General features: G+C 72.3%; 12 protein-coding genes. 7 read left to right on the plus strand and 5 right to left on the minus strand.

All coding sequences use genetic code 11. From position 1 onward, the window contains the following. Positions 1–36: 36 nt before the first annotated feature. Positions 37–1,293 carry an RNA polymerase sigma factor gene (locus tag ACH4LD_RS25120; protein WP_398056481.1) on the plus strand — a complete coding sequence of 419 codons (1,257 nt, stop codon included), beginning with the start codon at positions 37–39 and terminating at the stop codon, positions 1,291–1,293. A 3-nt stretch (positions 1,294–1,296) separates the two neighbouring features. Here the strand turns inward: ACH4LD_RS25120 and ACH4LD_RS25125 are convergent, their stop codons facing one another. Then, positions 1,297–2,517, minus strand: a complete 1,221-nt coding sequence (locus ACH4LD_RS25125) for a methyltransferase domain-containing protein (RefSeq protein WP_398056480.1) — start codon at positions 2,515–2,517, stop codon at positions 1,297–1,299. 90 nt (positions 2,518–2,607) lie between these two features. On the opposite strand from ACH4LD_RS25125, the gene ACH4LD_RS25130 reads away from it, so the two are divergent. From ACH4LD_RS25130 to groL, 4 genes are all read left to right on the plus strand, one after another. Beyond that, positions 2,608–3,519: a polysaccharide deacetylase family protein gene (locus tag ACH4LD_RS25130; RefSeq protein ID WP_398056479.1), complete on the plus strand. Its 912-nt coding sequence runs from the start codon at positions 2,608–2,610 to the stop codon at positions 3,517–3,519. Beyond that, positions 3,516–4,328: a polysaccharide deacetylase family protein gene (locus ACH4LD_RS25135; RefSeq protein ID WP_398056478.1), complete on the plus strand. Its 813-nt coding sequence runs from the start codon at positions 3,516–3,518 to the stop codon at positions 4,326–4,328. Before ACH4LD_RS25130 ends, ACH4LD_RS25135 begins: the two co-directional genes overlap by 4 nt. A gap of 219 nt (positions 4,329–4,547) precedes the next feature. Then, complete coding sequence (gene groES / locus ACH4LD_RS25140) at positions 4,548–4,856, plus strand: co-chaperone GroES (protein ID WP_004955293.1); 309 nt, start codon at positions 4,548–4,550, stop codon at positions 4,854–4,856. Between the two features lie 119 nt (positions 4,857–4,975). After that, the gene (gene groL, locus ACH4LD_RS25145; RefSeq protein ID WP_103812826.1) at positions 4,976–6,604 is read left to right on the plus strand and encodes a chaperonin GroEL; all 1,629 of its coding nucleotides are present in this window, start codon (positions 4,976–4,978) and stop codon (positions 6,602–6,604) included. 78 nt (positions 6,605–6,682) lie between these two features. Here groL and ACH4LD_RS25150 read toward each other — a convergent pair whose 3' ends face one another. The 3 genes from ACH4LD_RS25150 to ACH4LD_RS25160 form a co-directional block, all read right to left on the minus strand. Next, positions 6,683–7,390 carry an ester cyclase gene (locus ACH4LD_RS25150; protein WP_398056477.1) on the minus strand — a complete coding sequence of 236 codons (708 nt, stop codon included), beginning with the start codon at positions 7,388–7,390 and terminating at the stop codon, positions 6,683–6,685. Between the two features lie 74 nt (positions 7,391–7,464). Next, positions 7,465–8,238 (minus strand): SDR family oxidoreductase, encoded by a 774-nt coding sequence (locus ACH4LD_RS25155; protein WP_103812828.1) that lies wholly within the window; start codon positions 8,236–8,238, stop codon positions 7,465–7,467. Between the two features lie 53 nt (positions 8,239–8,291). After that, entirely contained in the window at positions 8,292–8,957 is a 666-nt protein-coding gene (locus ACH4LD_RS25160) for an MOSC domain-containing protein (RefSeq protein WP_398056476.1), read from the minus strand. A 79-nt stretch (positions 8,958–9,036) separates the two neighbouring features. On the opposite strand from ACH4LD_RS25160, the gene ACH4LD_RS25165 reads away from it, so the two are divergent. Beyond that, positions 9,037–9,951, plus strand: coding sequence for a LysR family transcriptional regulator (locus tag ACH4LD_RS25165; protein WP_398056475.1), 915 nt, complete (start codon positions 9,037–9,039; stop codon positions 9,949–9,951). 137 nt (positions 9,952–10,088) lie between these two features. Here ACH4LD_RS25165 and ACH4LD_RS25170 read toward each other — a convergent pair whose 3' ends face one another. Then, the gene (locus ACH4LD_RS25170) at positions 10,089–10,418 is read right to left on the minus strand and encodes a WhiB family transcriptional regulator (protein ID WP_030641276.1); all 330 of its coding nucleotides are present in this window, start codon (positions 10,416–10,418) and stop codon (positions 10,089–10,091) included. Between the two features lie 381 nt (positions 10,419–10,799). Here ACH4LD_RS25170 and ACH4LD_RS25175 point away from each other — a divergent pair, with 381 nt between their 5' ends. Beyond that, complete coding sequence (locus tag ACH4LD_RS25175) at positions 10,800–11,411, plus strand: response regulator transcription factor (RefSeq protein ID WP_003948568.1); 612 nt, start codon at positions 10,800–10,802, stop codon at positions 11,409–11,411. Positions 11,412–12,216: the final 805 nt, after the last annotated feature.

The raw sequence follows: 12,216 nt of genomic DNA on the forward strand, positions 1-12,216 counted from the left end.
TGGCCCGCCGCCGTCCAGGGTGTTGCATGGTGGGCTGTGGAGACACAACCCGCCACGGCGCACGCCATCGAGACCGTCTTCCGCCTGGAGTCGCCCCGGGTGATCGCCGGGGTCGCCCGGATCGTCCGGGACGTCGGCATCGCCGAGGAACTGGCGCAGGACGCCCTGGTCGCCGCCCTGGAGCGGTGGCCGCTGGACGGGGTTCCGGACAACCCCGGCGCCTGGCTCATGGCCACCGCCCGGCACCGGGCCGTCGACCTGGTCCGGCGCCGCGAGACCTACGCCCGCAAGCTCGCCGAGATCGGCCGCGACCTGGAGACGGCCCCACCGTCGTACGACGCACCGGCCGACCCGGACGACATCGACGACGACCTGCTCCGGCTGGTCTTCACCGCCTGCCATCCGGTGCTGTCGCCGGAGGCCCGGACCGCGCTCACCCTGCGCCTGCTCGGCGGCCTCACCACGGCCGAGATCGCCCGTGCCTACCTGGTCCCGGAGCCGACGGTCGCCCAGCGGATCGTCCGTGCCAAGCGCACCCTGGCGAAGCGGAACGTCGCCTTCGAAGTGCCGTACGGCCCCGACCGCGAAGCCCGCCTCGGCTCCGTGCTGGACGTCGTCTACCTGATCTTCAACGAGGGGTACGCGGCCACCGCCGGCGACGACTGGCTGCGCCCCGGCCTGTGCGAGGACGCGCTGCGGCTGGCCCGGGTGCTGTCCGCGCTGATGCCCAAGGAGCCCGAGGTGCACGGCCTGACCGCGCTCCTGGAGTTCCAGGCGTCCCGCGCCACCGCCCGCACCGGCCCCGACGGCACACCGGTGCTGTTGAAGGACCAGGACCGCCGCCGCTGGAACCGCATGCTCATCGCGCGCGGCATCCGTGCCCTCGACCGCGCGGGGGCCACCGCGAGCGGCCCCCCGGGCCCGTACACCCTCCAGGCGGCCATCGCCGCCTGCCACGCGCGCGCGTACACGTACGAGGAGACGGACTGGCGCGCCATCGCCACCCTGTACGGCCTGCTGGCCGTCCGCGCCCCGTCCCCGGTGGTCGAGCTGAACCGCGCGGTCGCCGTGTCGATGGCCGACGGCCCGGCGGCGGGCTTGGGGCTGGTGGACGCCCTCGCCGACGCGCCCGCGCTGCGCGGCTACCACCTGCTGCCCAGCGTCCGCGGCGACCTCCTCTCCCGCCTCGGCCGCACCGCCGAGGCCCGTGAGGAGTTCCTCCGGGCGGCGGACCTGACCCACAACGCGAGGGAACGGGAGCTGTTGCTGCGCAGGGCGCGCGCGTGCGGCTGAGCGTCAGCGCAGTGGGTGGCCGATCAGCATCGTCGGCGCCCCGGCGACGCGGGTGAGGAAGACGGTGGCCGCGTTCGGCCCCTGCGGTCTCACCTTCCGGCGCAGCTCCTCCGGCTCGACCGCCGAGCCGCGCTTCTTCACGGTCAGCGTGCCGATCTCGCGCTCCCGCAGCAGGGCCTTGAGCTTCTTCACGTTGAACGCGAGCCGGTCGGTGATCTCGTAACCGGTGGCGTACGGCGTGGACCGGGCCTCGTCGGCGGTGACGTACGCGATGGTCGGGTCCAGGAGCCCGCCGCCGACCTCCTCGGCCACCTCCGCGACCAGGTGCGCGCGGATGACGGCGCCGTCCGGTTCGTACAGGTACCGCCCCACCGGCCGCACCCCGGGATCGGGCAGCCCGCGGCCGACCAGCGTGCGCGGGCCCGGCAGCAGCGTCGCCCGCACCGCGCCCGGCGCCCCGGTCCCGAACCACAGCACCGCCTCCTTCACGTCACCGCCGTCGGAGATCCACTCGGCCTCGGCCGCGGCCGGGACCACCTCGTGCGGGATGCCCGGGGCGATCTTCAGTGCGGCGCGGGGCGCCTTGAGGGCCGCCCCGACCGCCCAGGACAGCGGCGGCGAGTACGCCTCCGGGTCGAAGACGCGCCCGCCCGTGGCCCGGCCGCCACCCCTCACCGGCGCGCTTCGCGCGGCCCCTCTCGGCTGCCCACCCCGGCGCGCCGGGTCCACGAACACCGCGTCGTACCCGGCGGTGTCCACCTCCGTGACGTCGGCCTCGCGCACCTCGATCAGGCCGGCCAGCCCCAGCGCCTCGGCGTTCGCCCGTGCCACGGCCGCCGTCAGCGGGTCCCGGTCCACGGCCAGCACCCGGATCCCGGCCCGCGCCAGCGCGATGGCGTCCCCGCCGATCCCGCAGCACAGGTCGGCGACGGAGGCCACGCCCAGCTCCTTCAGCCGCCCCGCCCGGTACGTGGCCACGGAGGCCCGCGTCGACTGCTCGACCCCGTTGGGTGTGAAGAACATGCGCCCGGCGTCCTCGGCCCCGAACTTCGCCACCGCCCGCTGCCGCAGCCGGGCCTGGCCGAGCGCGGCCGAGACCAGCTCGGCCGGGTGGTCGCGGCGCAGCCGGGTGGCCACGGCCAGCTCCCGCGCGGGCTCGGTGTCGCGGACCTCGTCGAGGAGGGCGCGGCCTTCGGGGGTGAGGAGCAGAGCGAGGTCGTTCACCGGGTCATTGTGGGCCAGTCGGTGGATGGTGCGCCTCCGGCGGCGGTGTCGTCCGGGGTCGGGGGCCGGGGCCTGGGAGGATCCGGCACCATGCGAGCAGTAGTACAAAATGACAAAATTCGGACTCGTTTCCGGCGGCTGGCCCTCGGGGGCGGAGCCGCCGCGCTGGCCGCCGCCACCCTGCTCTCCGGATGCGCCGGGCCCGAGCCGGCGCGCACCGCGTCCGGCCACGGCGGCCCCGCCCAGCCCCAGGACCCGGCGGCGCGCCGGGCCGCCGAACACGCCCGGCTGGCCGCCGCCGCCCGGCGCTGGGGGCTGGACCAGGTCCCGCTCACGCCTCCGCCGCCCCCCGCGAAGAAGCCGAGGATCACCGCCCGCGACGGATTCGAGGTGGACCACCAGGAGGACTGGGACCTGCCCCCCGTCTTCACCACCGTCCCCACCCGGGACAAGGTGGTGTTCCTGACGATCGACGACGGCGCGGAGAAGGACCCGCGGTTCCTCGCCATGATGCGCGAGCTCAGGATCCCGTACACCGCGTTCCTCAGCGACTACCTGGTGAAGGACGACTACGCCTACTTCCGCAAGATGCGGTCCTACGGCAACACCCTGAACAACCACACCCTGCACCACCCCTACCTGCCGGGCCTGTCCTACGAGGAGCAGAAGGACGAGATCTGCGGCATGCAGGCCGTCATGAAGAAGCAGTTCGGCAAGGCGCCCACGGTCTTCCGTCCCCCCTACGGCAACTACAACCAGGACACCCTGGTCGCCGCCAAGGAATGCGGCATCAAGTACGCGCCGATCTGGAACGAGGAGGTCTTCGTCGACCACTGGGAGTACCGCGAGGACGACAAGCGGCTGCGCCGCGGCGACATCGTCCTCACCCACTTCCGCGGCCGGGAGGACTGGGACGGCACGATGGTGGACGACATGCGCCGCTTCCTGAACAAGGTCACGCGCGAGGGCTACGCCGTGGCCCGCCTGGAGGACTACCTGTGACGCGGGCCCGGGGCCCGGCCGCGGTCCTCACCGCGGCCCTGCTCCTGACGGGCTGCGCCCAGTCCGTCGACCCCATCGAACGCCTCGGCAAGAAGGCCGCCGAAGGGGTACGCCCGCACACCACCGCCCCCGACCAGCGCTACCGCGCCTGGGGCCTGGCCCGGCCCCTCGCCCGCTCCCCGGTGCACCCGGCCCGCCCGCTCGCCGAGCGCACGGGGGCCGGTGCCCCGCCCCCCGTGATCGACCAGGTCCCCACCCGCGACCCGGTCGTCTTCCTCACCTACGACGACGGCGCCGAGCGGGACCCCCGCTTCGTCGACATGGTCCGCGAACTGAGGCTCCCGGTCACCCTGTTCCTCACCGACAGCGTCGCCGCCCCCGGCTACCGCCACTTCGCCCGCCTGCACGCCCTCGGCGCCGGCATCCAGAACCACACCGTCGACCACCGGGCCCCGGCCGGACTGCCGTACGCCGGTCAGCGTGCCGAGATCTGCGGCCAGCAGGACCGCCTCCGCGCCGCCCTCGGCGTCCGCCCCCGCCTCTTCCGCCCGCCCTACGGCTCCTACGACCGCACCACCCTGCGCGCGGCGGCCGACTGCGGCATCTCCGCGCTCGTCCTGTGGCGCGCCGCCCTGACCCCGGCCGGCCTCGCCTACGCCCACGGCCCCCACCACCTGTGCCCCGGCGACATCGTCCTGGTGGGGCCCGACGAGTCGAGGGGGCCGGCCCTGCGCACCCGCACGGTACGGGTGCTGAGGGAGGTGCAGGGGCGGGGGCTGACGGTGGGGCGCCTCGACGACTACCTGTGAAGACCGCCCGCACGCCACGATTCCGGGCGACGCGCCGCGGGCAATTGGCACTCCGCTTGACCGAGTGCTAATCGCGGTCATAGTCTCGGCTCTGGCACTCCCCCCTGGAGAGTGCCAGACAAACGCGACGGGCAGGTCCGGCACCCGCGACGACGGATCGACCTGGTCGCCACCTCAGACAGTTAACCCCGTGAGATCTCCGAAGGGGGAGGTCGGATCGTGACGACCGCCAGCTCCAAGGTTGCCATCAAGCCGCTTGAGGACCGCATCGTGGTCCAGCCGCTGGACGCCGAGCAGACCACGGCCTCTGGCCTGGTCATCCCGGACACCGCGAAGGAGAAGCCCCAGGAGGGCGCCGTCCTCGCCGTGGGCCCGGGCCGGTTCGAGAACGGCGAGCGTCTGCCGCTCGACGTCAAGGTCGGCGACGTCGTCCTTTACAGCAAGTACGGCGGCACCGAGGTGAAGTACAACGGCGACGAGTACCTCGTCCTCTCGGCTCGCGACGTCCTCGCGATCATCGAGAAGTAATCACCTCAAGCGACTCTCCGCTTTGAGCTGCGCCCCTGGCCCCCGCGACCGATAAGAAGCCGGGCGCCCGGGGCGCAGCGTCTTTTCACCCACAGATTTCCGAGAGGGCTCCCGCTGTCATGGCGAAGATCCTGAAGTTCGACGAGGACGCCCGTCGCGCCCTTGAGCGCGGCGTCAACAAGCTTGCCGACACCGTCAAGGTGACGATCGGCCCCCGCGGCCGCAACGTCGTCATCGACAAGAAGTTCGGCGCGCCCACCATCACCAACGACGGTGTCACGATCGCCCGCGAGGTCGAGATCGAGGACCCGTACGAGAACCTCGGCGCGCAGCTGGTGAAGGAGGTGGCGACCAAGACCAACGACATCGCTGGTGACGGCACCACCACCGCCACGGTCCTCGCCCAGGCGCTGGTCCGCGAGGGCCTGAAGAACGTCGCCGCCGGTGCCTCCCCGGCCGCCCTGAAGAAGGGCATCGACGCCGCGGTCAAGGCCGTCTCCGAGGACCTGCTCGCCTCGGCCCGCCCGATCGACGAGAAGTCCGACATCGCCGCCGTCGCCGCGCTGTCCGCCCAGGACCAGCAGGTCGGCGAGCTGATCGCCGAGGCGATGGACAAGGTCGGCAAGGACGGTGTCATCACCGTCGAGGAGTCCAACACCTTCGGCCTGGAGCTGGACTTCACCGAGGGCATGGCCTTCGACAAGGGCTACCTGTCGCCGTACTTCGTGACGGACCAGGAGCGCATGGAGGCCGTCCTGGAGGACCCCTACATCCTCATCAACCAGGGCAAGATCTCCGCCATCGCCGACCTGCTGCCGCTGCTGGAGAAGGTCATCCAGGCCGGCTCCTCCAAGCCGCTGCTGATCATCGCCGAGGACGTCGAGGGCGAGGCCCTGTCGACCCTGGTCGTCAACAAGATCCGCGGCACCTTCAACGCCGTCGCGGTGAAGGCCCCCGGCTTCGGCGACCGCCGCAAGGCGATGCTCCAGGACATGGCCGTCCTCACCGGCGCCACCGTCATCTCCGAGGAGGTCGGCCTCAAGCTCGACCAGGTCGGCACCGACGTGCTCGGCTCCGCCCGCCGCGTCACCGTCACCAAGGACGACACCACGATCGTCGACGGCGCCGGCAAGTCCGAGGACGTGCAGGGCCGCGTCGCCCAGATCAAGGCCGAGATCGAGACCACCGACTCCGACTGGGACCGCGAGAAGCTCCAGGAGCGCCTCGCCAAGCTGGCCGGCGGCGTGTGCGTGATCAAGGTCGGCGCCGCCACCGAGGTGGAGCTGAAGGAGAAGAAGCACCGTCTGGAGGACGCCATCTCCGCGACCCGCGCCGCGGTCGAGGAGGGCATCGTCTCCGGTGGTGGCTCCGCCCTGGTCCACGCCTCCAAGGTGCTGGACGGCAACCTCGACAAGTCCGGCGACGAGGCCACCGGTGTCTCAGTGGTCCGCAACGCCGTGGTCGAGCCGCTGCGCTGGATCGGCGAGAACGCCGGCCAGGAGGGCTACGTCATCGTGTCCAAGGTCAAGGACCTGGACAAGGGGCAGGGCTACAACGCCGCCACCGGCGAGTACGGCGACCTGATCAAGGCCGGCGTCATCGACCCGGTCAAGGTCACCCGCTCCGCCCTGGAGAACGCCGCCTCCATCGCCTCCCTGCTGCTCACGACCGAGACCCTGGTCGTCGAGAAGAAGGAAGAGGAGCCGGAGGCCGCGGGCCACGGCCACAGCCACGGGCACGCGCACTGAGCCCAGCGCTCTTGAGCGAAGGCCCGGCACCCCGGTGAGGGGGGCCGGGCCTTCGCCCTGTCCACGACTCGGACGCGGCTACTGCTCCAACGCGTCGAGCGCACCCAGCTGCTGCATCAGCCCCAGCTGGTCGTGCTGCCACCACAGCTCGGCGATCTTGCCGTCGTCGCCGAACCGGAAGAGCGTCGTCCCGGTCATGGTGACCTGGCTGCCGGTGGACGCGATCCCCAGGAAATCGCCCTGGTGGGTGGCGTACCAGGTCCACCGTGCGCAGGCCCGGTCGCCCTGGGTGAGGACGTCCTCGACCGTGAACGCGAAGTCGAAGGCGCCGCGCCACATCCGGAACTCGGCGCGGACGTTGTCCAGCCCGATGGTGTCCTGCGGGTTCATCGGATCATGGCTGTGGATGTCCTCGTCCAGCAGGTCGTTGAGCGGCGGCAGCTCGCCCTCGCTGCACAGCGCCTCGAAGAACCCGCGCACCATGCCCTCGGAGGGGCTCTCGTCCCGTACGACGTCCAGGTCGATGAACGTCGGCATCTCGTCGCACAGCGCGACCAGCCCCCGGAAGACCCGGTCGGTCTCCGGAAGGTTCGAGTTCCGCATCGCGTCCTCGTACGACGGGAACTCCACCACTTCGACCACGTGCGACGCGTCCGAGCGGTCCGTGCCGACCACCGCGTGCGTCGCCGTCCGCTTCCCCTTGGTCTGCTGGACCCAGTCGTCCATGAGCCGGTTCATCTCGTCCAGCCGGCTCGTCCTGCACTCGATGAGCTGTACGAAGGTCATGCGCCGCCTCCGGCCCCCCTGGTCCGGTACCGTCCCGCTCATTTTCCCACCGGGACGGCGGCGCCACCCGCCCGTTACCGCGGCCCGTACTTGCGCCCGGTCCGGGAGCTGATCCCGCCCAGCAGCCCGCGCGGCGTCACCTTCACCAGGCCCATCAGCGCCTTGTACCGGGGGTCGGGGACGGACACCGTCCTGCCGCGCGCGAGGTCGGACAGGGCCGCCGCGACCAGCTTGTCGGCGTCCAGCCACATCCACCCCGGGATGTTGTCCGTGCCCATCCCGGCCCGCTGGTGGAACTCGGTGCGCACGAACCCCGGGCACAGCGCCATCAGCCGGACCCCGCTGCCGGCCAGGTCCTTGGCCGCGCCCTGGGTGAACTGCACGACCCACGCCTTGGACGCGCCGTACGTGCCGCGCGGGACGAACGCGGCCACCGAGGCGACGTTCACCACCCCGCCCCGGCCGCGCTCGCGCATCGCCTCGGCCGCCGCCGACGTCAGCCGGAGCACCGCCTCGCAGTGCACCTTGAGCATCCGCAGCTCGTCCGCCATCGGTACTTCCAGATAGCGGCCCTTGTTGCCGAAGCCGGCGTTGTTGACCAGCAGGTCGACCGGGTTCTTCCGGTCGCCGAGCCGGTCGGCCACCGCCTCGATGCCCTTGTCCTGCGCCAGGTCGGCGGTCAGCACCTCCACCTCGATGCCGTGCCGGTCGTGCAGTTCCGTCGCCTGCTCGCGCAGCCGCCCGGTGTCCCGCGCGACCAGGACGAGGTCATGCCCGTCAGCCGCCAGCCGCCGCGCGAACGCGGCACCGATCCCCGCGGTCGATCCCGTAATCAGAGCCGTTGTCATGGCCCAAGGGTAGTGACCCGGAGCGATCGCGTCCGCTGGGCGGCGACGGCCCTTCAGGGCCGGGCGGCGATGTACTTGCGGGCCGCGGCCAGGGTCTCCGGGTGCAGGGCCGGGCCCGCGGCGAGCACCCGGGGCAGCAGTTCCCGCTCCGTGGTGGTCGCACGGAACTCCAGCGCCGCCGTCACCCCGTGGTCCGGCCGGTGCACGATCTCGATCGGATCGCCCGCCCGTATCTCACCCGGCTCGATCACCCGGAGGTAGGCACCCGTTGCGCCCTTCTGTGTGAACCTCTTGACCCAGCCGCGTTCGCCCAGATGGCCCTGGAACGTGCGGCACGGGATCCGGCCCGAGGTCACCTCCAGGACCACCGCCGGACCGATCCGCCAGCGCTCGCCGATCAGCGCCCCGGACACGTCCAGTCCGTCCGTGGTGAGGTTCTCCCCGAAGCAGCCGTTGGCCAACGATCGGCCGAGCTCGCGCTCCCACGCGTCGAGGTCCTCGCGCGCGAACGCGTACACCGCCTGGTCGTCCCCGCCGTGGTGCCGCAGGTCGCACACCGCGTCCCCGGCCAGGCCGCTCCCGCCGACGCCCTTCGGGCCCGGCGCCGACACCCGCACCGGCCCGTCGGCCGGCTTCTTGTCGATGCCCGTCACGCCGTCCGCCTGATCCGTGTACGGCACCGGCCGCGGCCGGCCGATGTTGACCGAGAGAAGCTTCATGGCCGCACGGTACGGGACCGGCCTCAAAGCGTCGAGCGAGTATTCGCCTCCGTCTCCAAGCAGCCCTTATGCTCGGGGGGTGATCGAGGCCCGTCATCTCCGCGTCCTGCGCGCCGTCGCCACCACCGGTTCCTTCTCGGCGGCGGGGCGCGAGCTGGGCTGCACCCAGCCCGCCGTCAGCCAGCAGATGAAGGCCCTGGAAGCCTCGGTCGGCACCCCGCTGCTGGTCCGCACCGGGCGCGAGATGCGCCTCACCCAGGCCGGCGAGGCCCTGGTCCGGCACGCCTCCGGCATCCTCGCCGGGCTCACCGCGGCCGAGGAGGAGGTCGCCGCCATCGCCGGCCTGCGCGCGGGCCGGGTCCGGCTGGTCTCCTTCCCCAGCGGCAGCTCCACCCTGGTGCCCACCGCCCTGGCCGCGCTGCGCGCGGCTCACCCCGGCACCCGCGTCTCCCTGGAGGAGGCCGAACCGCCGAGGTCGGTGGAACTGCTCCGCGAGGGCGACTGCGACCTGGCCCTGGCCTTCCGCTACGAGGGAGCGGCGGTCGCCGAGGACTGGGACGATCTGGTCGCGCGCCCCCTGCTGACGGACCGCCTGGTCGCCCTGGTGCCCGAACGGCACCGGCTCGCGCGCGCGGACACCGTCGCCATCGGCGAGCTGGCCCACGAGCCCTGGATCGCGGGCTGCCCGCGCTGCCGCGGCCAGCTGGTCGAGGTGTGCGAGGGGGCCGGATTCACCCCGCGCATCGACTTCGCCACCGACGACTATCCGGCCGTGGTCGGCCTGGTCGGCGCGGGCCTCGGCGTCGCCGTCCTGCCCCAGCTGGCCGTGGAGTCGGTACGGCCGCGGGGCGTGCGCACGGTACGGCTGGAACCGGCGGTACGGCGGGAGATCGTCGCCCTCACGCTGCCCGACCTGGCCCAGGTGCCGGCGGTGTCGGCCACGCTGGAGCAGCTGGCCCGGGCGGCGCGGGCGGCGGGCCGCGGTCAGGGATAGCCCAAGACGCGGGGGTCGCTCGGAGATGGGGGACCGCCTGGGGAGACGGCGGGCCGCCCGGACGGGCCACGGGCACGCGCGTGCGTGCCCGGTAAGGAAGTGGATGCTTTGCCTATGGGTGTTGCAGAAACGTTCCTTCAGTGATCAGAAGCGGTGTCCCCGCTGGTGGTCGAGGCCGCCACCAGGCGGTTGCGTGCCCGCCCCATCAACTCCTCGCGCTCGTCCTCGGTCAGGCCGCCCCAGACGCCGTACGGCTCGCGCACCGCCAGCGCGTGTGCCGCGCACTCCGCACGGACCGGGCACCTCATGCAGACCTCTTTGGCCGAGTTCTCGCGAGCGCTCCGAGCCGCCCCGCGCTCGCCCTCCGGGTGGAAGAAGAGCGAGCTGTCCACCCCGCGGCAGGCAGCCAGCAGCTGCCAGTCCCACAGGTCCGCGTTCGGTCCGGGAAGGCGGGAGAAATCTGCCATTACGTGACCCCTTGTCGCCGTTCTGGGCGGATACGGTGCCAACGACCGTACATCTCCGGTCTAAGGAGATGAAAATATGACTCATTGCGAATCTAGCCCCGGACACTGCGAAACGGGAAGAAAAAGGGCCGAATGGGGCATAGGTTGTGATGAAAAGTTGTGGGTCCGTCGAGCATGTCTGCACCGTGTCGACGCCCTCACGTAGAGTGCCGAAGACGGCACGCGGGCCCGTAACTCTTTCGAGTGACCGTCGTTGAGAGTGCGGATGCGGTTGAGAAAACAAGCGCTCGGGCAGGCGTCCGAGACGGTCGACCGCACAGGTGACGATTCCGTACCAGCCTGGAGGCTCAAGGTGACGCGCATCAGCTGCGGAGGGCGGTCATGACATCCGTCCTCGTCTGCGACGACTCCCCGCTTGCCCGAGAAGCGCTCCGCCGCGCGGTCGCGACCGTGCCCGGTGTCGAGCGCGTGACGACGGCGGCCAACGGCGAGGAAGTCCTCCGCCGCTGGGGCGCCGACCGCTCCGACCTCATCCTGATGGATGTGCGCATGCCCGGTCTGGGCGGCGTCGAGACCGTGCGCCGGCTGCTGTCCGCCGACCCGGGCGCGCGCATCATCATGCTCACCGTCGCCGAGGACCTCGACGGGGTGGCCCTCGCGGTCGCCGCCGGCGCGCGGGGATACCTGCACAAGGACGCCTCGCGCGCGGAGCTGCGCGCCACGGTGACCCAGGCGCTGGCCGACCCCACCTGGCGACTCGCCCCGCGCCGGCTGCGCTCGGCCGAGATGGGCGCCGCGCCCACGCTCACCGCGCGTGAGATCCAGGTGCTGGAGGGCATGAGCCACGGCCGCTCGAACGCCGAGATCGGCCGGGAGCTGTTCCTCTCCGAGGACACCGTCAAGACGCACGCCCGGCGCCTGTTCAAGAAGCTCGGCGCCTCGGACCGCGCGCACGCGGTGGCCCTCGGCTTCCGCTGGGGACTGGTCCGCTAGCGAGAGTGAAGCCGGGCGGGCCGCTCGTCACCGGGGCGTTCCGGTGCCGTCCGTGCCCCCGGGCACCGTGTGGGTGGCCGGCCGACCGCGCTCGTCGAGGTGGCCGGTGTGCCCCTCCGGTGCCCCGGTTCCGTGCCTCCGGGGCGTGCGCCCGCCCGGTGGTGGGCGGGCGGACGTCGTGCGGGGCTCGGGTCGTACGGGTGGTGGCGTGCCGGGCTGCTGTGCGGTTGTTGTCGGGCCGTCACTGCCATGCGTCGCCGTCGGGCCGTTGCCGTCGTGCCGTTCGGCGGACGGGGCTGTCCGGGTGATTCCGGTCGTCCCGGTCCGCCCTGGTCGCCTCGGCTGTCCCGGCCGTCCGGGTCCCGCACCGGTGGGTGAACTGTCGTACAAGTCGGCGGCGCACGTCACGCGGGTCGGCGGCGAACCGTCGTACAAGTCGGCGGTGCACGTCAGCGGGACGGCGGCGAACCGTCGTAGAAGTCGGTGGCGCGCGTCGTGCAGGTCGGCGGCGAACCGTCTTGGAATCGGCGGGAGGGTTCGCTGTCCGGTGGAACGCGTCGACAGCGACCACCCCGGCGCACAACGGTGCCGAACGCGGCGCGTTACCACTCCGGCGCACCACCCCGCCAACGCCCCGAGGGGCGTTCGTACGGCGGCCCGCCGGACGCGCGCTGCTCGTTTCGGCGGGGATGCCGCATCCTTGAGGTGTGGAGTCTCTCGGGGACGAGTCGGTCGAGCGGAAGGGGAGGGCGCAAGGAATGAGTGCCGGCGCACCTGCTCATAACGCTTCGGTGCACAACCACGA

This window comes from Streptomyces sp. NPDC017676, assembly GCF_044329325.1.
Taxonomy (GTDB): Bacteria; Actinomycetota; Actinomycetes; order Streptomycetales; family Streptomycetaceae; genus Streptomyces.